Origin of the sequence: Streptomyces sp. NPDC051105 (assembly GCF_040682795.1) — a bacterium.
Lineage (GTDB): Bacteria > Actinomycetota > Actinomycetes > Streptomycetales > Streptomycetaceae > Streptomyces.
Genome location: NZ_JBFBBR010000001.1, coordinates 148,772 through 171,414 on the forward strand (window position 1 = coordinate 148,772; position 22,643 = coordinate 171,414).

22 protein-coding genes and 1 pseudogene are annotated in these 22,643 nt (G+C 70.1%); 15 read left to right on the top strand and 8 right to left on the bottom strand.

The features are described 5' to 3' along the window. Positions 1-13 precede the first annotated feature (13 nt). The gene (locus tag AB0N16_RS00700; RefSeq protein WP_365791585.1) at positions 14-1,303 is read right to left on the bottom strand and encodes an MFS transporter; all 1,290 of its coding nucleotides are present in this window, start codon (positions 1,301-1,303) and stop codon (positions 14-16) included. A 136-nt stretch (positions 1,304-1,439) separates the two neighbouring features. Between AB0N16_RS00700 and AB0N16_RS00705 the strand changes: the two genes are divergently transcribed. Continuing rightward, positions 1,440-2,357 carry a helix-turn-helix transcriptional regulator gene (locus AB0N16_RS00705; protein ID WP_365791587.1) on the top strand — a complete coding sequence of 306 codons (918 nt, stop codon included), beginning with the start codon at positions 1,440-1,442 and terminating at the stop codon, positions 2,355-2,357. A 30-nt stretch (positions 2,358-2,387) separates the two neighbouring features. On the opposite strand, the gene AB0N16_RS00710 is transcribed toward AB0N16_RS00705, so the two are convergent. Further along, a complete protein-coding gene (locus AB0N16_RS00710; protein WP_365791589.1) occupies positions 2,388-3,128 on the bottom strand; it encodes a transposase in 741 nt (246 codons plus the stop codon). Positions 3,129-3,246: 118 nt separating this feature from the next. Between AB0N16_RS00710 and AB0N16_RS00715 the strand changes: the two genes are divergently transcribed. Together AB0N16_RS00715 and AB0N16_RS00720 are read left to right on the top strand one after the other, a co-directional pair. Then, positions 3,247-4,488 (top strand): PP2C family protein-serine/threonine phosphatase, encoded by a 1,242-nt coding sequence (locus tag AB0N16_RS00715; protein WP_365791591.1) that lies wholly within the window; start codon positions 3,247-3,249, stop codon positions 4,486-4,488. A 722-nt stretch (positions 4,489-5,210) separates the two neighbouring features. Beyond that, positions 5,211-7,265 carry a SpoIIE family protein phosphatase gene (locus AB0N16_RS00720; protein WP_365791593.1) on the top strand — a complete coding sequence of 685 codons (2,055 nt, stop codon included), beginning with the start codon at positions 5,211-5,213 and terminating at the stop codon, positions 7,263-7,265. 300 nt (positions 7,266-7,565) lie between these two features. Here the strand turns inward: AB0N16_RS00720 and AB0N16_RS00725 are convergent, their stop codons facing one another. The 3 genes from AB0N16_RS00725 to AB0N16_RS00735 form a co-directional block, all read right to left on the bottom strand. Then, positions 7,566-8,000 carry a DUF2267 domain-containing protein gene (locus AB0N16_RS00725; RefSeq protein WP_365791595.1) on the bottom strand — a complete coding sequence of 145 codons (435 nt, stop codon included), beginning with the start codon at positions 7,998-8,000 and terminating at the stop codon, positions 7,566-7,568. Positions 8,001-8,067: 67 nt separating this feature from the next. Next, positions 8,068-8,463 carry a DUF2267 domain-containing protein gene (locus AB0N16_RS00730; RefSeq protein ID WP_365791597.1) on the bottom strand — a complete coding sequence of 132 codons (396 nt, stop codon included), beginning with the start codon at positions 8,461-8,463 and terminating at the stop codon, positions 8,068-8,070. A 101-nt stretch (positions 8,464-8,564) separates the two neighbouring features. Further along, positions 8,565-8,996: an Hsp20/alpha crystallin family protein gene (locus tag AB0N16_RS00735; RefSeq protein ID WP_365791599.1), complete on the bottom strand. Its 432-nt coding sequence runs from the start codon at positions 8,994-8,996 to the stop codon at positions 8,565-8,567. A gap of 126 nt (positions 8,997-9,122) precedes the next feature. Between AB0N16_RS00735 and AB0N16_RS00740 the strand changes: the two genes are divergently transcribed. Next, on the top strand, positions 9,123-9,755 hold the full coding sequence (locus tag AB0N16_RS00740) for a type III effector protein (protein WP_365791600.1): 633 nt from the start codon (positions 9,123-9,125) through the stop codon (positions 9,753-9,755). A gap of 368 nt (positions 9,756-10,123) precedes the next feature. Here AB0N16_RS00740 and AB0N16_RS00745 read toward each other — a convergent pair whose 3' ends face one another. Continuing rightward, positions 10,124-11,665 (bottom strand): GH32 C-terminal domain-containing protein, encoded by a 1,542-nt coding sequence (locus tag AB0N16_RS00745; RefSeq protein ID WP_365792737.1) that lies wholly within the window; start codon positions 11,663-11,665, stop codon positions 10,124-10,126. Between AB0N16_RS00745 and AB0N16_RS00750 the strand changes: the two are divergent. From AB0N16_RS00750 to AB0N16_RS00765, 4 genes and pseudogenes are all read left to right on the top strand, one after another. Continuing rightward, a pseudogene (locus AB0N16_RS00750) lies at positions 11,627-12,784 on the top strand (extracellular solute-binding protein); the annotation flags it as partial. The gene AB0N16_RS00745 and the pseudogene AB0N16_RS00750 sit on opposite strands and share 39 nt — an antisense overlap. After that, the gene (locus AB0N16_RS00755; RefSeq protein WP_365791602.1) at positions 12,781-13,746 is read left to right on the top strand and encodes a sugar ABC transporter permease; all 966 of its coding nucleotides are present in this window, start codon (positions 12,781-12,783) and stop codon (positions 13,744-13,746) included. The pseudogene AB0N16_RS00750 and the gene AB0N16_RS00755, both read left to right, overlap by 4 nt. A 22-nt stretch (positions 13,747-13,768) precedes the next feature. Continuing rightward, positions 13,769-14,623 (top strand): carbohydrate ABC transporter permease, encoded by an 855-nt coding sequence (locus AB0N16_RS00760; RefSeq protein ID WP_365791604.1) that lies wholly within the window; start codon positions 13,769-13,771, stop codon positions 14,621-14,623. Beyond that, the gene (locus AB0N16_RS00765; protein ID WP_365791606.1) at positions 14,620-16,011 is read left to right on the top strand and encodes a glycoside hydrolase family 32 protein; all 1,392 of its coding nucleotides are present in this window, start codon (positions 14,620-14,622) and stop codon (positions 16,009-16,011) included. Before AB0N16_RS00760 ends, AB0N16_RS00765 begins: the two co-directional genes overlap by 4 nt. Here AB0N16_RS00765 and AB0N16_RS00770 read toward each other — a convergent pair. Next, the gene (locus AB0N16_RS00770; RefSeq protein ID WP_365792739.1) at positions 15,974-17,038 is read right to left on the bottom strand and encodes a LacI family DNA-binding transcriptional regulator; all 1,065 of its coding nucleotides are present in this window, start codon (positions 17,036-17,038) and stop codon (positions 15,974-15,976) included. The two genes, AB0N16_RS00765 and AB0N16_RS00770, sit on opposite strands and share 38 nt — an antisense overlap. Positions 17,039-17,369: 331 nt before the next feature. Here AB0N16_RS00770 and AB0N16_RS00775 point away from each other — a divergent pair, with 331 nt between their 5' ends. Continuing rightward, positions 17,370-17,732 carry an STAS domain-containing protein gene (locus tag AB0N16_RS00775; protein ID WP_365791608.1) on the top strand — a complete coding sequence of 121 codons (363 nt, stop codon included), beginning with the start codon at positions 17,370-17,372 and terminating at the stop codon, positions 17,730-17,732. 1,026 nt (positions 17,733-18,758) lie between these two features. Continuing rightward, a complete protein-coding gene (locus tag AB0N16_RS00780; protein WP_365791610.1) occupies positions 18,759-19,040 on the top strand; it encodes a hypothetical protein in 282 nt (93 codons plus the stop codon). Between the two features lie 237 nt (positions 19,041-19,277). On the opposite strand, the gene AB0N16_RS00785 is transcribed toward AB0N16_RS00780, so the two are convergent. Further along, the gene (locus AB0N16_RS00785; RefSeq protein ID WP_365791611.1) at positions 19,278-19,646 is read right to left on the bottom strand and encodes a hypothetical protein; all 369 of its coding nucleotides are present in this window, start codon (positions 19,644-19,646) and stop codon (positions 19,278-19,280) included. Positions 19,647-20,048: 402 nt separating this feature from the next. On the opposite strand from AB0N16_RS00785, the gene AB0N16_RS00790 reads away from it, so the two are divergent. The 5 genes from AB0N16_RS00790 (at position 20,049) to AB0N16_RS00810 (ending at position 22,632) form a co-directional block, all read left to right on the top strand. Next, positions 20,049-20,483: an Hsp20/alpha crystallin family protein gene (locus tag AB0N16_RS00790; protein WP_365791613.1), complete on the top strand. Its 435-nt coding sequence runs from the start codon at positions 20,049-20,051 to the stop codon at positions 20,481-20,483. Between the two features lie 113 nt (positions 20,484-20,596). Further along, complete coding sequence (locus tag AB0N16_RS00795; protein WP_365791615.1) at positions 20,597-20,986, top strand: DUF2267 domain-containing protein; 390 nt, start codon at positions 20,597-20,599, stop codon at positions 20,984-20,986. Positions 20,987-21,096: 110 nt separating this feature from the next. Continuing rightward, on the top strand, positions 21,097-21,531 hold the full coding sequence (locus tag AB0N16_RS00800; protein ID WP_365791617.1) for a DUF2267 domain-containing protein: 435 nt from the start codon (positions 21,097-21,099) through the stop codon (positions 21,529-21,531). A 185-nt stretch (positions 21,532-21,716) separates the two neighbouring features. Further along, positions 21,717-22,391, top strand: a complete 675-nt coding sequence (locus AB0N16_RS00805; RefSeq protein ID WP_365791619.1) for a TetR/AcrR family transcriptional regulator — start codon at positions 21,717-21,719, stop codon at positions 22,389-22,391. Between the two features lie 115 nt (positions 22,392-22,506). Then, positions 22,507-22,632 carry a hypothetical protein gene (locus AB0N16_RS00810; RefSeq protein WP_365791621.1) on the top strand — a complete coding sequence of 42 codons (126 nt, stop codon included), beginning with the start codon at positions 22,507-22,509 and terminating at the stop codon, positions 22,630-22,632. Positions 22,633-22,643: the final 11 nt, after the last annotated feature.

Below are 22,643 nucleotides of genomic sequence, written 5' to 3' on the forward strand. Positions count from 1 at the left end.
ACCTGAACCGGGTTCAAGCCTGTTCGGCGTGGGCGGGTCGCGCACCCTGGAGGTCCGTCGGACCGGACGCGGCGGAGCGGCGCCGCCGGGCGAGGGCGAGGGCGGTGGTGGGAATCAGGGTGAGGGCGGCGATGACGGTGCCGACCACGGCGGGGCCAGTCGTCCCGAGCGAGGTGCCGAGGGTGAGTCCGGCGATCCAGGAGCCGATGGCGGTGCCGAGGTTGAATGCCGAGACGGTCAGGGCGGAGGCCAGGACCGGTGCCTGGCGTGCGAAGCGGACGGCCAGGGCCATCAGCACCGGGTTGGCGCCGAGCCCGAAGAAGCCCAGCAGGGCGACCAGGATGACGGTGAGCACGGCGTAGCCGGCCAGCAGAGAGATCGCCAGGAGCAGGAGGGTTGCTCCTGTGGCGGCCACGAGGGTCACGGTGTGCGGGCGGCGGTCGCCCAGGCGGCCTGCGACCAGCGAGCCGGCCAGGGCGCCCAGGCCGAAGCCGACCAGGACCAGCGGCACGATCCCGGAGGAGATCCCGGACCGGTCGGTAAGGAGCGGCGAGATGTAGGAGTACGCGGCCAGAACGCCGCCGGTCGTGGTGGCGCAGGCTGCAAGGACCAGCCACAGACGGCCGGAGCGCAGCGCGGTCACCTCGGAGCGGATCGACGCCTCCTGCGCATCGCCATCGTCGTGGGGGACGGTGCGGGCGATGAGCACGATGGCCACCGCGGAGGGGGCGGCCAGGGCCCAGAACGGTCCGCGCCAGCCCATGGCCTGCCCGGCGAACGCGCCGAGCGGCACGCCGACGACGTTGGCGAGCATGGCTCCGGCGCCGACCAGGCCCAGGGCGCGGGAACTGGCGGTCGGGCCCGCGGCGCGTGCGGCGGCCACATTGGCCACCGCCCAGAAGGCGCCGGTGGCAATGGCGGTCAGAAACCGGGCGGCAAGGACCAGGGTGAAGTTCGAGCTGAGGGCGACAATCACGTGACCGGCGGCGAAGACGCCCAGGGCCAGCATCAGCGTCAGCCGCTTGGGCAGCCGCAGCGTGAGCATCGCCATCAGCGGGGCGCCGGCGATCATCCCGATGGCGAAGACGGTGATCATCAGGCCGGTCTGGGCGACGCTGACCTGCAGGTCGCTTGCGATCTCGGGCAGCAGGCCGGCCACCACGAACTCAGTGGTGCCCATCAGGAACGTGCCGAGCGCGAGCACGTAGACGACGAGCGGCAGCCGGGCGGCCGGCTGCGGCTGCTCGGGGCTTTCGGCACCCCGCTGGGCGGGGGCCTGAATGACTGCTCCTCGCGTAGTCAAGGTTCATCTCCGTGGGGGGTGTGATCGGGGTACGTGTCCCAGGAAACGGGCCGCCCCACCCTTTGAGGAAGGTCGGGTTTATGGGGGGTACAAGCTCTACCTCCCTGTGTGCGGCGCGGTGGCTACCGTGGAAGGCATGGACCCGCGCCCCGACGACCGCACCGACCACCGCACCGAGATCCGTGACTTCCTCGCCAGCCGCCGCGCGAAGATAACCCCGGAGCAGGTCGGGCTGCCGACCAGCGGCCGACGCCGGGTACCGGGGCTGCGGCGTGAGGAGGTCGCCGTCCTGGCCGGGGTGAGCACCGAGTGGTACACCCGGCTGGAGAAGGGGCACATAGCCGGGGTGTCCGACGACGTCGTCGACGCGGTCGCCCGCGCCCTGCAACTGGACGACGACGAGCGTACCTACCTGTTCGACCTGGCCCGCGCCGCCCGCCCCGCCCGCCGCACGCCGTCGCGGCGCCAGGACGTCGCCGTCCCGCCTGCGGTCCAGTGGCTGCTCGACTCCGTGACGCTGTCCTCGGCCTTCGTCCGCAACGGCCGCCAGGACATCGTCGCCACCAACCCGCTCGGCCAGGCCCTGCACTCCCCGGTTTTCGACAGCTCCACCACCGACGGACACCGCCGCCCCAACATCGCCCGCTACATCTTCCTCGACCCCGGCGCGCAGGAATTCTTCGTTGACTTCGACGCCGCCGCCGCCGCCACCGCGGCCCTGCTGCGCGCGGAAGCCGGGCGCGAGCCGCACGATCGGGCCCTGCGCGACCTCATCGGCGAGCTGTCCACCCTCAGCCCTGACTTCCGTACCCTGTGGGCCGCCCACGACGTCCGTATCCGTCACGACGGCGTCAAACGGCTGCGGCACCCCGAGGTCGGCGACCTGGAGTTGACCTACCAGTCCCTGAACCTGCCCATGTCCGACCGGGCGGTCCACGACCTGACGCTCTACACCGCCGAGCCGGGCAGCACCTCCGAAGACCGCCTCAAGCTCCTCGCCAGCCTCGCAGCCACCCAGTCCCAAGCGGCACAGCCCACCGACCGACTCAGCTGAACGGTGCTCCGCACGCTCCGCGCCCACCGGTCAGCGGACGGACGGCCGTTGACCGGCGGGCGCGGACACGCGACCGGTGGGCTGGTTCGATCCGCTGCCAATGAGGTCTCCGAGGGCCTGGTTTCCACCCTGGAAATCGGCGGTCGCGCTGGCTGGTGCCGAACGCGCCGTAGGGATAGCCACCCGGTGTGGGGCGCTGGTCTTGTCGAGAGCGGCGGTTGCCTCCTCGTCCAGGGTGAGGTCGACGGCGCCGAGGCTGTCGTGGAGCTGCGTCTCGCCGCCCGCATGAGCCCGGCCCGAACTGCGGGGGTGTCGACCTGCCCACCTACCGGCGAACTCGTTGACCGTGCCCTCCACTCCGGAGCGGACCGCGTGGCGCGTCTTCCCCTCGGGCGTCTGCTGCTCGGTGCGGACGCGGAGTTGCAGGTCGCGGAGTTCTCGTGGGGGAAAGCCCACGGTGCGGGTGCCTTCGCGGGAGGTGGTGCACTGGGTGCGGGCCGGGCAGGGCTGGCACTGACTCTTGGTGAACCTGGCCACGATCAGCGGGGCAGCGGTGGGTGAGGAGGTCGGGTAGGGGCCGTGCCAGCCCTGCCTGACCTGGCCCTGGGGGCAGGTGATCTGCTGGCGGTCGTAGTCGATGTGGAAGTCGTCCCGGGCGAAGCCCTCGTACTGGACGTACTTGGGTCTGCGCCCGGTGCGGCGAGAGTGCGTGCATGGCGTCGCGAGGCAGACGGGAATTGTCAGACAGGCCCTAGCCGCACGACCGCCCACGGGCGCCACCTGACGGACCCGGGACCTGCTCGTACCGATCTGACCAGGATAAATGGGCAGATCAGGTGATGCTGCGCAGACTCGGGGAAGAAGGTGGGGCAACCGACAGGAGGTTGCTGTGAAGGGTGGAGATCTGGAACTGGGCGAATTGCTGGCCGCTGCGGAAGCGGCCCCGCCCGGTGAGTCCGTCGACGTCGTGGCACACGACCTGCAAAAGCGCTTCGGTGCCGAGCACGCGTCCTTCCTGTTCGTCGACCTCATCGGCCAGCGGCTGGTACGCCTCGCCGCGGCCGGCGATGACGCCGCCGACCCTGGCGAGCCGATCGCCTTGCAGGGCAGCGTCTACGACAGCGTTCTGCAGAGCCAGCGCCAGCATGTGGAACCGGACGGACAGGGCGGGCGGCGCGTCATCACGCCGGTCACCAACCGCGGCGACTGCATCGGCGTCCTGGAGGTGACCCTGCAGTCCGCCGACGACACCGTGCTCCGACAGGTCCGCGAGGCGGCCCACGCACTGGCCTACGTCATCGTCACGGACCGCCGCTTCACCGATCTGTACCACCTGGGCCGGCGCACCACCAGGACCAGCCTGGCCGCGGAGATCCAGCACCAGCTGCTTCCCTCGGCCCCCTGCTGCGAGGCGGCCCAGTTCACCCTCGCCGCGGGGCTGGTCCCGGCCGACGACATCGGCGGCGACACCTACGATTACGCCCTCGACCGCGACACCCTGCACCTGTCGATCACCGATGCCATGGGCCACGACACCAACTCCGCTCTGCTGGCCACCTTGCTGGTCGGCGCGCTGCGGCGGGCACGTCGCAGCGGCTGTGACGCCCTCAAGCAGGCCCGCCACGCCCACGAGACCCTGCTGAGTCACAGCCGCGGCCTGGCCACCGGGCAGTTGCTGTGCGTCGACCTCGAAACGGGTGTGTGCGAACTGGTCAACGCCGGCCACCCCCAGCCGCTGCTGCTACGTGACAACGCCGTCGAGGAGGTGAAACTCGCCGTCAACCTGCCCTTCGGTGTGGCGGCACCCACCACCTACTTCCTGCAGGAACTGCACTTGCGTCCCGGGGACCGCCTGGTCCTGCTCACCGACGGAATGCAGGAGCGCGGTGCCGCAGCCGTCGACCTGGCCTCGGTCGTTCACGACAGCCGCGCGCTGCACCCGCGAGAAGCCGTCCGGACCCTGACAGCCGCGGTGCTCGACGCCTGCCACGGCAGCCTCAAGGACGACGCTACGGTCCTGATACTGGACTGGCACGGCAATCGCGGCCGGCGGAGCCGAGACCAGACCCGACCCGCAGCGATGAGCCGCAACGGCCTGCCCCCGAGTCCTACTGAGCGCGGCGCCAGGTGACGTACCCCGGAGAGCGTCTTGAACGCGGCCGTGGGCCGTACGAAGCGAGTGTGAGCTTGGACGGGAGGGCGACTCGGCGGCAGGGGTTGGGGAAACAGCCACTCGGGCTCTTCGCCGGCCCACAGCCGGCGAAGAGCCATCCGACCTGTGTGATCTGCACGCCACAGCGAGCGCGTCGTGGGCAGGTGTACCGGAGACCTCGGGCGAAAATTTGGGCGAGCGCGCTTCCGTGCGACGCCGGTCTGATGCAATGCGGCCGATCAGGCATCGGCCGTAGCCGTCACGAATAGGCGGCCACGACCGACGGAATAGCTGGTTTCCTCTCCCGCCCGCACCCTCCCCTGCGCCATCCCGCTCGCCCTGGTGCTGTACGGGGAGAGCCGGTGCGGCGGCGGTGGTCAGCCGACCGGGGGTTGGGGGCTGCGCTGCTGCGGACTCCGCCCCGCCGGATCGTTCCGTTGCGTCTGGCCTCTGAGAACGAGACCCGGATCGTGGGCGGCCTGTTCGCCGCCGCCCGCGCCGCCCACCCCCGCACCCGGGAGGTCGGAGCTTTTCGTCGGTGCCCACCGCCTGGGATCTGGGGCGCGAGCTGTATCGCGCGACGGTGCGGCCGCCCGGATCCGGGGGACCATGGAAGCACTGCGATGTGCAGGGTACGCAGGCCACAGCCTGATGCCGGCGCGGGGCGGCGTGTCGCGCCGACAGGCGGAGGGAGTGCTTGAATGAGGAAAGCCGATCCCTTCGGTGCCGAGGGTGACCAACCGGATTCCGGGCCGAGACAGCCGCGTGAGTTGCTGGATCTGCTCGGTGTCGCAGCTGTGCTGCTGGATGCCGAGGGTCGGATCGTGCTGTGGAGTCCGCAGGCCGAGGAGCTGTTCGGCTACACCGCGCAGGAGGCGCTGGGCCAGTACGCGGCGCGGCTGCTGGTCCATGAGCAGCACCTGGACCTGATGATCAGGCTGTTCAGCGAGGTCATGAGGACGGGACAGGGATGGGCAGGCACCTTCCCCGTCCGGCACAAGGATGGCAGTAGCCGGCTGGTGGAGTTCCGCAACATGCGGCTGCTGGACGACCGGGGTGCCTTCTATGCCCTGGGCATCGCCACCGACGAGGCGGCCCTGCGTCAGGTGGAACGGGACGTGGCCCTGTCCACGCGGCTGGTCTCGCAGTCCCCGATCGGGCTGGCCGTCTTGGACACCGACCTGCGGTACGTGGCGGTCAACCCGGCGCTGGCGCAGATCAACGGCATTCCTGCCGAAGGCCACCTCGGGCGACGAGTCCGCGAGGCCCTGCCCTTCCTGGAGGTCGATGCGATCGAGGCCGCGCTGCGGCAAGTCCTCACGTCCGGAAAGCCCATCATCGACCAGCACAGCGTGGGACGCACTCCCGCCGACCCCGACAACGATCATGCCTGGTCCGTCTCCTACTACCGGCTCGACGGTCCCGGCGGCCGGGTACTCGGGGTAGCCATCGTGTTGGTGGATGTCACCGATCGGCACCGCGCCCGGCAGCGTCTCGCCCTGATCGCCGATGGCTCCGCCCGTATCGGCACCACCTTGGACGTGGAGCAGACAGCTCGGGAGCTGGCCGACGTCGCTGTCCCCGAGGTCGCCGACATCGCGGCGGTGGACATCCTGGATTCCATCCTGAACGACCGTCACCCGACGGGACCCAGCGCCGGCCGGGCACTCTTCCGCGCCCTCGCCGTGAAAGCCGCGTACCCCACTGAGGCCGTCCGCGCCGCCGACCCTCCCGGCCAGCTCGCCAGCTACGGCGCGGAGCGCCTGGCCACTCGATGCGTGCGGACCGGACGCCCCATCCTGATACCCCACGTCGGCGAGCGGGACCTGGCACGTATCGCCCGTGACGCCGAGGCCGCCGCCGTCCTGGCCCGCGCCGGCGTCCACAGCTATCTGCTGACGCCCCTGATCGCCCGTGGTGAGGTGCTCGGCACCCTGGGCCTCATCCGCGCCCGCAACCCGCTGCCCTTCGACAACGACGACCTCCTCCTGGCCGGTGAACTGGCCGACCGAGCCGCAGTCCGCATCGACAATGCCCGTCTGTACCAAGGCGCACGCAACACCGCGGTCACTCTCCAGCGCAGCCTGCTGCCGGACATCCCACCGCGACAGGCGGGCCTGGAGATCGCCTCCCGATATCGGCCCGCCGGAACGACCATCGAAGTCGGTGGCGACTGGTTCGATGTCATCCCCCTCACGCAAGACAAGACCGCGCTGGTCGTGGGCGATGTGATGGGCAGCGGCATAAGCGCCGCCACCACCATGGGACGCCTGCGCACCGCTACCTCCACCCTGGCCGACCTCGACCTCCCACCCACCGAAGTGCTGCACCACCTCGACAAGATCACCGCTGACCTGGAGCAGTACGCCACCTGCGCCTACGCCATCTACGACCCGCACCACGCCCTGTGCCACATCGCTGTCGCCGGACACCTGCCCCCCGTGCTGATGCGCGCGGGCGAGCCCCCAGAACTGCTCGATCTGCCCACCGGCGCACCCCTCGGCGTCGGGGGTGTCGCCTTCGAAGTCACCACCATCGGCCTGGCCCCCGGCGACCAACTGGTCCTCTACACCGACGGCTTGGTCGAGACCCGCCACCACGCCATCGACGAGCGCCTGGACCTCCTCCTCCACCTGCTCCACAGACCCGACCGAACCTCGGAGGAGACCTGCGACCGGCTCCTGGACGCACTGCGCGATCCGGACGACCACGACGACGTCGCCATACTCATCGCCCGAGCCCGGCCCCGGCCCTAGGCCCTGTCGCCGCTACGCCAAGGACAAGGTCAAGGACGCCTCCAACGCAGACATCGACGCCGGGTGCCACCTGCCCGAGGACGAAGAGCACCGCTTGTACGAGCACTACGGCATCGACATGGCCGACTCCAGAAGCAGGCACTCCAGTTCGCGCCCCGCGCCGGGCCGGCCCGTGACGGTGGTGACGATGCGCAGTATCGGCCGAGCGGGCGGAGGAGGTCACCTGCCGGCAGCGAGGGTGTGCGGGGCGGCCGGCGACGCGGAGGTCGTGCCCGCCCCGAGGCTGTTCGTCGTCGCCGTCTATGCGGCGGGGGTGAGTTCGGCGCGGCCGAACAGCAGCGCGTAGCCGGAGGGGAGCTGGTGAAGGATGCGGGTGATCAGGTCGGGGCCGGCGCAGGCCGCGACAGCGGAGAAGACGGAACCGGTGTCCCAGCGGGCCGTGGCCTGGGAGGCGCCGGTGCGGTCGGCGAGCTCTTTGACGAAGGCCCAGCCGGTCAGCGGCCGGATGTCGGGGATCTGGGCGGTGAGGATGCGTGCCGCTTCGAATGGGAGGCGGGCTGCGAGTTCGGCGCGTTCGTCGCCGGCCAGCTGGCGTCCCAGTCCCGCGAGGACCAGCCGGACGGCTTCCTCGGCCTTCTCGCGGGTGGGGTAGGCGCCGTCGTAGCGGACCTTCTCCAGCATCTGCTCGTACGCCCTGTCGTAGGGGTGCTGGAACGGCGCGGGTCGGTCGGACATCACTGCGGTGGTTGCCTTTCTGTCACCAGGGTCGTGGTGCCGGTGTGGGGTCACCGGGGGTGGGTGGTCAAGTGGGCGGGAGGCGGCCGAAGAGCAGGTCGTAGCCCGCCGGCAGCTGGAGCAGGATCTGGCCCAGCAGGTCGTCGTCGGCGGCGTCGGCGACCGTGGAGAGGACGGCGCTGACGTCCCAGACCGCGGTCTGCTCGGTGGCGCCCTCGATCCAGGCCGCCGTTGCCCGCACGAACCGCTCCGGGGGCAGCGGCTCAGCGCTCTGCAACGGGTTGAGGAGGATCAGTGCGAAGCCTTCCGGCAGACGCGCCGCCAGCTGGGCGCGTACCTCGCCGACCAGGTGTGCGCCCAGCAGGGCGAGCACCACACGGGCCGCGCGTTCGGCTTCCTGCTCGGTGGCGTACTTGCCGCGTTCCCTCACGCGGTCGAGGAATGCTTCCCGTCGCACAGTCACGTCGGACGCCCTCCTTCCTCGGTCCCAGGGGCGCGGAGGACGGGCAAGAGGGGCGAACCGATACCCGTCCTCCGCCGCTGTCGAGCCCTTGTCCGTCCGGCTCAGCCGGAGATCTCCTTGCGGCCGGACCCGACGCCGATGGCGATCTTGCGGGGCTTGGCGCGCTCGGCGATCGGGATGCGCAGGGTGAGCACGCCCGCGTCGTAGTCGGCCTGGATGTGCTCGGTGTCCAGCGTGTCGGCCAGCACCAGCTGGCGCGAGAAGACGCCCAGCGGCCGCTCCGACAGTTCCATCTGTACGTCGTCGGCCTTCGCCACCGGCCGGCGCTCGGCCTTGACGGTCAGCATGTTCCGTTCGACGTCGATGTCGATCGCGTCCGCGCTGACGCCGGGAACGTCGAACGCCACCACGTACTGGTCACCCTCGCGATAGGCGTCCATGGGCATCGGGGACGGACGCGACCAGGTGCCGGGCCCCATCAGCTGCTGCGCCAGCCGGTCGAGCTCACGGAAGGGGTCGGTGCGCATCAACATCGGAAAACACCTCCAGAGGGTTCGGGCAGTGGCTGCCAATGCGCCTCACTGAAACCGTTGTAACATGTCATCCAAGGGATGACAAACACAACGTCGTCCGAAGGATGACAACTGAGGGAGGTGCCCATGACCCCGGCCGACCAGTCGGCTTCACCCAGCACCGATGCGAACAGTCCGGCGTCGTTCCTCGCCGCCGCGGCGGCACTGGAGGCGATAGACGAGGCCCTGCGCGCCGCCCGGGACGAGGCCCTGGGCGCTCCCGAGGCTCACGAAGTCGGCACGGACCAGGCCCTGGCGTCCCTCCTGCTGCTTCGGCAGGTGCGCGAGCGGCTCGCCGGATGGGAAACCGGCCTGATCGAGACCGCCCGGGACGCCGGAGCCAGCTGGGCCGACCTCGCGCACCCCCTCGGCGTCGCCAGCCGCCAGGCCGCCGAACGCCGGTACCTGCGCGGCCGCCCCGGCCCCGCCGGAACCACCGGCGAACAACGCGTCCAGGCCACCCGCGAACGCCGCGCCGCCGAGCGCACCATCACCACCTGGGCCCGCCACAACGCAGCAGACCTGCGCCGTATCGCCGGCCAGATCACCGCCCTCACCGACCTACCGGACGCTGCCCGTCTCCCCGTCAGCCAACTCCACGCCGCCCTCGCCCACGACGACCCCGCCGACCTCATCCACCCCCTCCGCGCCACCCGCCCCCACCTCGCCACCACCCACCCCGACCTCGCCGCACAACTCGACACCATCACACCCTGCTGAACCCGCACGAGGAACCGGCGAGCGGGGATCGCCATGGCTCGGCCCAGACCGATGTCGTGCACGCGGACGTTCCGGCGAGAGTCGGCCGAACGGGGCTCGTACTCGTCCGCGGCGGATTCCCCTGCCCACGCGCAGGGGCTCCGCCGGGGCAAGGTCCGGGGAGAGCCACGTTCGCCCGGTTCGACCTCGGAATGCGGAGGAAGGTCAGGACAGCCTCGCCGGCATGGGCCATACGACCCGGACGCGGAAGACGTTCGGCTTCGCCGCGTCAGCGGGGCGGAACGCGGATCCGTCCAGGGCCGGGCGACCCGTTCCAGTGTTGCCGATCGGTTCACGCGCATGGTGCGCACCCGCGCCTCTGGCCTGCCTCACACCGAGAACTCGCGTATCACCGTGTTGCGGAACACCGCGCTGCCGCCGATCGTGAACAGCGCGAGCCGGGTGTCCAGCAGGTACGGGAACACCTGGCTGGTGTGCACGTAGCGGCCGTCGTCGACGAACATCTCCACCGACGTGCGGTCCACCAGGATGCGCAGCTTCACCGTGCCGGCCGACGGGTCGAACGGGGTGTGGCTCTCCTGCCACTTGCCGGACGTGTCGGCGTTCACCGTGTTGCGTCGGTTGAGGAACGCGTAGTCGGCGTAGATCCCGGCGTCGATGTGCCGACCGCCGTCGGGTGAGCGCCTCAACTGGAGTCCGGCGCCGGTGAGTCGGGACCAGGTGATCTCCGTCGTCACCTCGTAGGAGACACCGGTGTAGTCGAGCACCTTCGTGCCGTCCACGGTCACGTCGCCCAGGCTCACGGTGCGGGAGACATGCGAGTCGAGGCCGGCGACGGGCCGGGAGGCGAGGTAGTAAGTACTGTCGGATGCCTTCTTCAGGGTGATCTCGCGGACGATGGAGTCGGTGCCGTTGAAGCCGTCGCAGTCGATGGTGGGGGTGGTGTTGGCGTAGTCCCAGTTGTTCACCCATCCGATCGCGTACCGGGCAGCCGCGTCCACCGCACCGCTCGCGCCCCGCTTCTCGAAGGTGACGGCGCCGTACCAGTCCCAGCCGTGGTCGAGCCACTGCGGGTCGCTCGCATCGGCGGTGAACACGCTGCCGTCGAAGGAACCCGTCCAGTAGGCGTACGTGTTGGGCAGCCCCGAGCTCTTCCCGTTGGCGCTCGCGCCGAGTACCCATTTCGCGGTGCCGTCGCCGGCGGTGATGCGGAACAGGTCGGGGCACTCCAGGACGCCGATGCCGTCGTGGACGGAACCGTTCACGTACCGCCAGGACTTGAGGTCGTCGGAGTGGTAGAAACCGATCTTGTCGTTCTCGGCGAGGGCCATCACCCAGCGGCCCCGGTCCTCGTCGCGGATCACCTTGGGGTCGCGGAAGTCGGCGACGCCCGGGTTGGGCAGGACGGGGTCGGTCCCGTGGTTGGTGAAGGTGAGACCGCCGTCGGTCGAGTAGTACAGGAACTGCTCCTGGTGGTCGGTGCCGCCGCCGGGGGACATGGTGACGATGACGACGACCGCGCCCGCGCCGAATCCGGCCGTGTTACCGGTGTCGACCACCGCCGAACCCGACCAGAGATCGCCGTTGGGCGTGGTGTCCTTGGGCACGGCGACCCCGCGGTCGGTGAAGGAGACCAGGTCCCTGGTGGTGGCCAGACGCCACGCGGTGCCGACGGCACCGGTGAAGTAGTCGGCGTTGTAGAGGTAGTAGTAGTGGTACTCGCCGTCGATCCAGACCGGCCGCTGCGGGTCGTTCTTCCACTGGTCGGGGACCGTGAAGTGGTACGCGGCGCGGTAACTCGCCCCGCTCGCCGCGGACTTGGTCCCGCTCTTGGCCGTGGCCCCGGGGTTGGGCTTCGGGGCGGCCGTGGCGTCGACTGGTCGGACTTCTTCGCGAAGATACTCACCCAGATCGCCGCCGGCACGGCCCCCGACCTGGTGTATGTGGCCACCGAGGGCGTGCAGTTGTTCGCCGAGCGGCTCGGCGTGCCCCTGGACCGCTGGGTGCGGCGGGACGCGGCACAGCTGCGTGAGTACTTCGCCGACGTCCACCCCTCGCTGGTGGAGTCGATGATGTACGAGGGGAACCTCTACCAGCTGCCGATGGAGTTCAACGCCGCCGACATGTACCTCAACAAGCAGGTGCTGAAGCGGGCGGGCGCGGGATTCCCGGCGGCCGACTGGAGCCGCGACGACTTCACCGCGCTGCTGCGGGAGATGAAGCGTGCCGGCGATGCGCACTTCACGCCGTACTTCTGGACCAACCGGCTGTGGGGCGGCGTGGTGCCCTGGCTCTTCGCGAACGGCACGAACCTGCTGAAGGAGTCGAAGTCGCCCGGCGGTTCCTGGCTGTGGGACACCTTCTACCCGGCCGCCGACCGGCAGGGACGCGGCGGGGGCTTCCGCTGGACGACCCCGCAGGCCACCGCCGACCGGGTCGAGGAGGCGTACGACTATCTCGCTTCCCTCGTCCAGGAGAACCTGTGCACCCGCCCCGAGGGCGGCAACGGCAGCAATCTGGTCGGCGTGTTCTCCACCGGCCGCGTCGGCGTCACACCGGCGGGCGGGTTCTGGGCGGGCGGCCTGCAGCTGGCCGGCATGCGGGCCGCCGACTACGACGTGCAGTACTTCCCGCGCTGGCGTACCCAGCGCCACCAGTTCGGCGCGGCGGGCTACGCGCTGCTGCGCACCTCGAAGAAGCAGGAAGCCGCCTGGGAGTTCATCAAGTACGCGGCCCGCAAGGACACCATGACCCGGCTGTTCCAGAGCAACCAGACCACCCCGGCCCGGCGTTCGATGCTGAACGCCGCCCGCTACGCCGCGAGCGGCCCGGCGCACTGGCGGGTCTTCTACGACACCCTCGACCGGTTTCCCGACACCGGCCCGATCCTCGCGCCGCCGCAGGTCGCCGAGGTGACCGACGTCCTGCTCAAGTACACCGGCACCGCGCTGGCCTCGCCGCGTGCGGTGGGTCCCGCGCTGCGCCGGATGCAGAGCGACCTGGAGCAGGCCATGGAGCGTGAGATATGACGAACACCCAGGTCCCGAACTCCCAGGTCCCGGCCGTACGTCCGCGGCCCGCCACGCCACCGGCCGTCGCCGTGCGGCCGTCCGTCCGCGACCGCGGCGCCCGGCTGCTGGCCGCGCTGTTCCTGACGCCCACGGTCGTCGGCATCGTCGTCTTCACGGTCGTGCCGATCATCGGGTCCCTCGTACTGAGCCTGTTCCACTGGAACGTGATCGACCCGCCCCGTTTCGCCGGCGGCGCCAACTACCGTACGACCTTCACGGACTCGACCGTCCTGGTCTCCTTCCGCAACACGCTCCTCTTCATGGTCCTCGCGGTCGCGCTGCAACTGCTGATCGCGCTGTCGCTGGCGCTCGCGCTGAACGGGCGGATGCCGGGGTGGCTGCGGTCGGTGTTCCGTTCGGCGTTCTTCTTCCCGCTGGTGCTGTCCGCCGCTTCGATCTCGGTGGTGATGAAGTACCTGTTCAACCAGGACTTCGGGGTGGTGAACTGGCTGATCGGCCTGGTCGGCGTCGCGCCCGTGCCCTGGCTGACCTCGGAGCACGCGGCGATGGCCACGGTGATCCTGGTCTACGTCTGGCAGCAGTTCGGTTTCTCGTTCCTGCTGTTCGTCGGCGGCCTGAACCACATCCCCAAGGAGATCCACGAGGCCGCCGCCCTCGACGGTGCGACCGGCCTGCGCAAGCACCTCGGCATCACGCTGCCGCTGCTGTCGCCGACGCTGCTCGTCGCGTCGGTGGTCGGCATCATCAACGCCCTGCAGGTCTTCGAACAGCCCTATGTCCTCACCGACGGCGGACCCGGCGACGCCACCCGCACCGTGGTGATGGTGATCTACGAGAGGGCCTTCGAGCAGCTCGACTTCGGCGAGGCGTCCGCGGTGGGCGTGCTGCTCTTCGTGCTGATCATGGCGGTCACCGCCGTCCAGTTCCGGCTCAGCCGGCGTTTCGTCCACTACCAGTGAGCCGGTGAGCCGCATGAGCGCTATGAGCCAAGCAACCCCGACCCTGAGCCGCGCACGTCACGCATTCGCCCCCTGGGCCCGGATCGCCGCACTGACGGCGTGCGCCCTGCTGACGCTGGGCCCGGTCATCTGGACCGTCGCCACCTCACTGCGCACTCCGGCCCAGTCCTTCGACCTGCCCCCGCAGATCATCCCGACGCATCCGACGACCGCGGCCTACCGCGGGGTCTTCCAGCAGATCGACGTGTGGCTGCTCGCCCTGAACTCCACGCTGGTGACGGCGCTGATCGCCGTCGGCCAGATGATCACGGCTGGCCTGGCCGGATACGCCTTCGCGCGCCTGGAGTTCCGGTTCAAGAAGCCGCTCTTCGGTCTGGTCCTGGCGACCATGATGGTGCCGTTGCAGGTCACCATCGTGCCGGTGTTCCTGGTGCTGAAGTCGATGGGTCTCACCGACACGCTCCTCGGCCTGATCATCCCGGCCTTCCCGACGGCCTTCGGCACCTTCCTGATGCGCCAGTACTTCCTCGGTATGCCCAAGGACCTGGGCGAGGCGGCCATGCTGGACGGCGCGGGGCCCTGGCGGATCTTCCGCTCGGTGTACGCGCCGCTGGCCGCACCCGGCCTGGCGATCGTCGGCGTGCTGGCCTTCAACTACCACTGGAACGAGTTCTTCCGCCCGCTGATCCTGGAGACCTCCGGACAGAACTACACGCTTCCGCTGGGTCTGGTCTCCCTGCAGGGCAACCTCGGCACCGGGTCGATCTCAGTGGTCCTGGCCGGGGTCGTGCTCTCCATGCTCCCCGCCCTCGCCGTGTTCGTCGTCGGCCAGCGCCCTCTGCGCGAGGGCATCACCTCGGCAGGAGTCAACCGTTGAGCAATGACCCCAACGCGCCGCGTTTCAGGGTCCGTCCGCCCGTGGGCTGGATCAACGACCCCAATGGGCCGTTCCGTTGGCGGGACGGCTACCACCTCTTCTACCAGCACAACCCCGACGCACCGGTGCACGCGAACGTCCACTGGGGTCATGCCTCCAGCGCCGACCTCGCGCACTGGGAGCATCACCCGATCGCGCTCACCCCGACGCCGGGCGGCCCCGACGAGGCCGGCTGCTGGTCGGGCTGCGTGATCGACGACGCCGGCACACCGACCGCCGTATACACGGGAGTCGACCGTGCCCACGCCGGACTCGGCACCATCTGCCTGGCACGGGCGGCCGACCCGGACGACGAGCGGCTGACCGAGTGGAAGCCGCTGCCGACACCGGTGGTGGCAGGGCCGCCGCCGGGACTGGACGTGGTGATGTTCCGCGACCCGTTCGTCTTCCGCCACGCAGAGCGGCGCTGGGCACTCGTCGGGGCCGGGCACGCCGACGGCACCCCGTCGGTCCTGCTGTACGACTGCGACGACCTGACCGACTGGCGGTTCGCCGGTGTGCTGCTGGACGGCAAGGACCCGGTGGCCGCGGGCGTGTTCGGCGACAAGTCGGTGGGCTGGGAGTGCCCGCACCTGTACCGGACAGCGGGCGGCGACCACGTGCTCGTGGTGTCCCTGTGGGACGGCGATCCCTGCTCCACCGGATACCTGACGGGCCGTCTGCAGGCCGATGGACGGTGGGCGTTGAGGTTTGTGCCGCGCGCCGGCGGCCGGCTCGATCAGGGGCGGGACTTCTACGCGCCCGCCGTCCTCCAGGAGCCGGACCGCGCACTGCTGTGGGGCTGGTCGTGGGAGGCCCGCCCGCAAGAGGAGACGGACAGGGCCGGATGGGCAGGCGTACTCACCGCGCCACGGGTCGTCGACGTCCACCCCGACGGTTCACTGCGGGTGAGCCCGGCCCCGGAACTCGAACTGCTGCGCCAGGCCGAGCCGTTCGTCACCGCGCCGGGCCGGGTTCCGCTTCCCCACACGTACGACCTGACGGTCACCGTCTGCGAACCGACCACGGTGAGCCTGCTCCGGGACGCGGCGGGCCGGGAGCTGACCGTCCGGGCGGACCCTGCCGCGGGCACCGTCGTCCTCGACCGCAGCGCCTGGCCCCGGACCGGCAGGGAAGGCTCCGCCCCGATCACCGTGCACGTGCCGAAGGGGCCGGAACTCGCGCTCCGGCTGCTCGTCGACGGCTCGCTCCTCGAACTCTTCGTCGCGGAACGGGCGATGGTCACCGAGCGGGTCTACCGCCGCCCCGGCGACATCGCCGAGCTGGTCGTCGACGGGCCGGGTGCCCGGGTCACCGGGTGGGCGCCGGACCCACGGAGGCGCGGCTGACCACAGGGCAGGCCAGGCGCCGGACGGTCGCGGGTGGCGTACGGCCGGCTTCGATGGCGTCCAGGAGCAGCCGGGCCGCCGCCTCGCCCATCGCCCGGTGCGGCAGCGCGACCGAGGTGAGCGGCGGTGTGAGGAACGCGGCCATGTGCTCCTGGTCGTCGTAACCGACCACGGACAGATCGGCGGGCACGTCGATCCCGAGCCGGGTCGCGGCGTGCAGGACACCCGCCGCGACCCGGTCGTTGTAGCACAGGACGGCAGTGGGGCGACGGCCCGGCTCGACCCCGTCGAGCAGGCGCAGCGCCCCCGCGTATCCCGCGGAGATCTCCCCGCCGCCGCGCACGATCCACTCCGCGGGCACGGTGACGCCCTCGGCGCGCAGCGCGTCCCGGAAGCCGCGGGTACGTTCCACCGAGGCGATGTCGTCCAGACCGCCGATCACGGCGAGGCGGCGGTGGCCCGCACCGAGCAGCAGCCGGGCCGCGGTACGGCCACCGGCGCGCTCGGCAGGGACCACGGCGGGCAGGGAGTCGTCCTCGGGCAGGCAGTTGGCCAGCACGGAATGGGTGCGGTGCAGGCCCTCGGGGACGCGGACCCGGCGCAGTGACATGGCCGCGTAGATGATGCCGTCCACGCGCCGGTCGAGCAGTTCCGCGACGGCCGCGTCCTCCTTGGCCGGGTCACCGCCGGAGTCGACGGTGAGGACGAGATGGTCGCTCTCCCAGGCGGTCTCCATGGCGCCGCGCAGCAGCCGACCGGCGAACGGCGAGGACGCGATCTCATCGGTGACCAGCCCGATCACGGCCGTACGGCGACGGCGCAGACCGCGGGCCACCGGGTCGGGGCGGTAGCCCAGCCGGGCCGCGGCCTGCCGGATCCGTTCCTGGGTGGCGGGCGAGAGGTTGCCCTCGGCCCGGCCGTTGAACACGAAGGACACCGCGGTGTGCGACACGCCGGCGAGCCGGGCGACGTCCCGTGACGTCGGGCGCCCGGTGCCCGTGCTCCCGCTCTCCTCGGCACCGCCCACGCCATCCGCCGCCCTCACCCTGCCCGTCCCTGTCGATCACCGTCCACCCTATCGGCGGGGAGCGCCACGGCACACAGACGCCCCTATAACGGGGGCCGCTGGATACCGTCCTGACCAGGCTGAAGACCTCTCGGGCGGCATATCGTTCGAGGCATCGGATGCTCACGGCGGGTCTTGCATCCGCCCGGGGCTCACCTCATGGGTCACCCCAGGGTCTGTCAGGTAGGCCACACACGGGCATCGCCCCATACGATGCCGGGCACTGTTACGGCAAATGCCAGGCCGTGGTGCCAGGCCGTACCTGTTGTCGAGGATGTTTGAGGAAGCCGTCGTGGAGACTGAGAACGCGCACGGGCCCGAACTGGTGAAGGTCGTGTCCACCGCCACCGAAGGCATCACCGTGGCGACCGTGACCGGCGAGATCGACCACACCAGTGCCGGCCCTCTCGTCCAGGCTCTGGAACGTGGCAAAGCCGGCGACCGGCCCCGCGTGGTCGTCGACATGCGGCAGGTGACGTTCATGGACTCCAGCGGTATAAACGTCCTGCTCAGTGCCCACCGAGACCTCACGGCGGCGGACGGCTGGCTGCGTCTGGCCGGCGTACCGGACTCCGTGCTGCGCACTCTGCAGATCGTCGGCGTCGACGCCGTCATCCCCTGCTGCACCAGCCTCCGCGAAGCCCTCACGGTCTGAGCCAGCCACTCGGCACGCCGGGCACTGGAGGTGAAGGGCGGGCGACTGATCTGGTACGGGGCAAGTGCGATCCCTTCCCGGGATGGACCGGTCCGCTCCGGGCAAGGAAGAGGTGACCGCAGAATTCCCCTCCGCCGTATGAGGACCGACCCAGACGGCCCCTCCACCCAGCCGCCCATCCCGGCCAGCCGGCACAACGGCGAGCGGCAGTGAGGAAAAGACGTAGGCAGCGTTCCGGACCAGGGAATGGTTTCCGGCACGGCCACGCGCTCGGCGGTCTGCGCACGCGGCGCCGCGCCGGCTCCTGACGGGACGCGGTCACAAGCCTTGAAGCGGCAAGGGCAACGCGGATCCGCCATGCCCCCAGTGGCTGGAGACTCCATTCCACACCGCGCAGGCTCGGCCGATGGGGTGATGCCGTGGCCGGCTCCGTTGTTATGGGCCGTGATCGCACGTTGTGCTGGATGGCCGTCTCGGAGGTGGCGGGATACGACGGCCGGCGCAGGCGGAAAAAGTGGTCAGGGCGGCGCGGTCGGTCACCTGGTAGGGGTGAGCCGGTAGGGGTGAGTATGAGCGGTGGGGACAGAACGGTCTGGACTCCGGTGGCGGGATACGACGGCTGCCGGGTGCTGTGTGACCAGCTGACTGAGGCGATTGATGCCATCTGCTGGCAGGCGGGGTTGGTGAGGCTGGCCCAAGCACTCAATCCGGTGGGTGAGAGGCCCGATGGAACAGCCCTTGAACCCACTGAATCATCAGGGAAGCACAGGTGCGGATCATCCGGCACGCCTGTCACCCCGTACACGATGTGACCGTTGGCAGCTCGGCGTGGTCCGATCAGGTTCCAGCCGGGTGTGGCGCGAGAAGTCGCAGGTCACAGCATTGACGTAGGGCGCGCCGCGCGAAACCTGGCAGCCTCCCTACGAGCTGACAGAAAAAATGGCCATATCTCTCAAATGACTCGAATAGGGCGCGCAGGTGTGGGAACTCCGTCCAGGGAAAGCCACCCAATGAACGGAGCGCGCCATGATCATCAAATCAATGCACGACATGGGCATCCGCAGCGAACACGCCTACCTCGCCGGCATGGCATCCATCGGCCTCAGCATCGCCGCCTGGGCAACCTCACTCACAGTCGAGCCCGGCGTCGGCCTCGACCGCGCCGACCGGTGGGGACTCTTCGTCGGCGAATGGGCGCCCACCTTCTTCGGCCTCGGTCTCGCCCTCTCCCACTACGAACAGCAGGACGGCACCCTCAACGCCACCGTCCACGAAATACGCGAACAGCAGAAGCAGAAGGTCGGCTGACGACACGCGGCCGCCCTTCCTCGCCAAGAGTGAGCAGCCGCGTCTCCGAGGGCGCAGCAAACACGGGGCGCGGCACAGCCGCGAAGCCTCCCGCGAGAAGGAGCCAAGGGCCCTGCCGCTCGCAGCGAACGGCAGGGCCCGAAGGGTTTCCCACCTGGGGGGTGGAGGACCTGAGCCAACGAGGCACCTGAGCCGGCCACCCTGTCAGCGACGCCAGAAACCAAGAGGTGGGTGGCTCTACTCGTCGAGGTACCGGTACTCCCCGTTTGGGCTTCCGATCGCCACGCCCCCATCGCGGACCTGCCACTCACTCATGCCCTCGACTTCGTGACTGACGAGGAACAGGCCGGTGACCAGGTCGTTGTCGTCATCGGAGGCAGGAATCCGCGCTACGCGACGCAGTTGATCCAGAAACCAGTCAACGGACTGCTCGCGCATGTCAGCGCCGAAGAAAACCCAGTTGGTCCAGTTGTACTGCCGCGCCGGGTAGCCCCAGCCGCCGCTGTACGTCCGATCGGGGTCCTCGGAGCTGACGATCTCCTTGATCCGGGCAAGCTGCCGATCATCGCACTCCAACCAACCCCTGATCCGGACAAACACACCCACGACGGCCCCCCTCGTGCCTTGGGCACTGCCCTGTCGAGCGTCCACCGTGACGCCGAATCGAACGATAGGCAGAACGAGCCCCGCCTCGCAAAGGACTTGATCAGTGCCGACAGGACCTCGGCCGCAGCCTTGACGACTGAGCACGTTATTCGCACCCGGACTGAGCACTTCACCGAGTACGGGTCTGGGCGGTGCGAGCGGCTTCGTTGATCGTGTTCAGCGCTGCCGCGGCGGCGAAGCACGAGGTGGGGTCACGGGGCTCGGGGAGGTGTTCACGGAGATCCTCTCGGACTGTCACCGTTTGGACGACACTCCACTTGTCGTCGTTTGGATGACATGTTACAACGGTGTCAGACGAAGCGCATTGGCAGTTCCTGCCAGACCTGTGGAGGTGTATTCGCGATGTTGATGCGCACCGACCCGTTCCGCGAACTCGACCGGCTCGCCCAGCAGCTGACGGGTGTGACCGGTACCTGGTCCAGGCCCTCGGCGATGCCGATGGATGCCTACCGTGAGGGTGAGGTGTACGTGATCGCCCTCGACCTGCCCGGTGTCGCGAAGGACGCGATCGACATCGATGTCGAGCGGAACATGCTCACCGTCAAGGCGGAGCGCCGCCCGGTCGTGAAGGCCGACGACGTACAGATGGAGCTCTCCGAGCGGCCCCTGGGTGTCTTCTCCCGCCAGCTGGTGCTGGCCGACACCCTGGACACCGAGCGCATCACGGCCGACTACGAAGCGGGGGTGCTGACCCTGCGGATCCCGATCGCCGAGCGCGCCAAGCCCCGCAAGATCACGATCGGTGGGGAGTCCCAGCACCAGCAGATCGGCGGCTGAGGAGCCAGCTCCCCGACCGCGCCGACGGCGGAGGACGGGCATCGATCTCCCCCCTCTGGTCCCGTCCTCCGCTCTACGTCCATCGCACACGACGTGAAGGGGCAGTGGTGGCCATGCGGGGGGAAGCATTCCTCGACCGCGTGCAGGAACGCGGCGAGTACGCCACACCCCAGGAAGCCGAACGGGCCGCGCGTACCGTTCTGGCGCTGCTGGGCGCGCATCTGGTGGGTGAGGTGCGGGCCGAGCTGGCCGCCCGGCTTCCGGAGACCTTCGCCCTGGTTCTCCTCAACCCGCTGCAGGCCACCGAGCCGCTTCCACCGCAGCGGTTCCTGCGGGCGACCGCGGCGTGGATCGAGGGAGCCACCGAACAGACCGCGGCCTGGGACGTCGGTGCCGTACTGAGTGTGACCGCCGATGCGGCGGGCGAAAAACTCACCCGCCGCATCCTGCTCCAGCTCCCCCCGGGCTACGACCTCCTCTTCGGCCGGCCCGAGCGCGCCTGAGCCCAGGAACGTGGGGCCCGCTCTCAATTCAGCAGGACCGGCCGGCGCTCACCCTCGCCGGCCTTCCCACATTCGACAACACCCTTGCACGAGAAAGGCAACCACTCCCGATGCTTTCGCTGCGTGAACCGGCGACCGCCCGACCCGGCATGACGTTTCAGCAGATGCTGGAAAGGATCCGGTACGAAGGCGCGTATCCGACCCGGGAGCGGGCGGAGGACGTCACGCGTGCGGTGCTGGGAGCCCTGGGCCGTCAGCTCTCCGGCGACGAACGCGTCGACCTCGCCGCCTGTCTCCCCTCCGAGGCCGCCCTCGTGTTCACCAGCCAGATCCCCGACCTTCAACCGCTCACCGGCTGGGGCTTCGTCAAGGACCTGGCCGCACGCACGGGTGCCACCCCCGCGGTCGCGCGCTGGGACACCGGAGCCGTCCTCGCCGTCGTCGGCCGCCTGGCGGGACCCGGCCTCCTGGACCGCATCCTCACCCAGCTCCCGTCCGGATACGCGCTCCTGTTCGGCCGCGCCGAACTCACCCAGGCCGCCTGACCGGTTGCGGGCTGGGAACAGGCGGGACGGCAACCGTGTGAGGAGGCGGCTGGAAGGCGAAAGGGCTCCGGCGATGACGTCGTCGGAGCCTGTCTCCGGGGCGCTGTTGCCCAGTCGGGCGGGGCGCGGCGGTGTTCACACCGGTTCTCCCGCCGCGTGCCACGAGGCCGAGTGTGTGCCGCAAGATGGACTCAGCACAGGGCGGCGGACCGCGCTCCCGCAACCGGGGGGCGACGCGGTCGCCGACCGAACAGGAGGGCAGTACGCTGAGCGGCCGGATCGACCCGCGCATCACCCGGACCACCCAGGCCTTCGAGCAGGCCATCGTGGAACTCGCTTCGGAGCGGCCGGTCTCCCAGATCAGCGTCGCCGAGCTGGCGGACCGCGCCGGGGTCACCCGAGCCACCTTCTACAACCGCTACAGCACTCCGCTGGAACTGCTCATCCAGGTCCTCGACGCCGACCTGGACCGTGGTCACCGCCTGGAGGACGAGCGGGCGGGGCGCGGGCACTCGGCCGCCGAGTTGCTGCGCCTCACCACCGCCGAGGTGGGCAACCACGTCGAGCGGTTCCGGGCGGTCTACCGGCTCTCCCTCGACGACCCGGCGGACAGCGGGGTCTACGAGGCGCTCGTGCGCCACTTCAGCGAGTACACCCTGGCGTTCATGGCGCGCGGTGATCGCTCGGCGCTTCCCGACGCCAACCCCCAAGTGATCGCCCAGTTCATGGCTCACGGTTTCGCCGGCGCCATCAAGGCCTGGCTCCAGGACGCCTCGGTCACCAAGGACGACATGATCGACGCGGCCGTGGCGTGTGCTCCCGCGTGGTGGGCGTCCGGCTATCTGCCACGTACGTCCTGACCGCGGCCGACAGGTCGACATCGCCGAGGCCATCGCCGGCCGCCTGGGCCGACGGTTGCATTCCGCCGGGGCGGGGCGGGGTGATCACCGGGTGTGGGCCGCCAGGTGTTCCAGGATGGGCGGGATCACCTGGTCGGGTACGTCGGGTACCGACCGGGACGGCGGCCGGTTCCTCTACCGGCTGGAGGGCGCCAGGGCCCGGTTCGTGGCCCGGCACGACGACGTCGGCAACCACGTCTAGCTCCGGGCTCT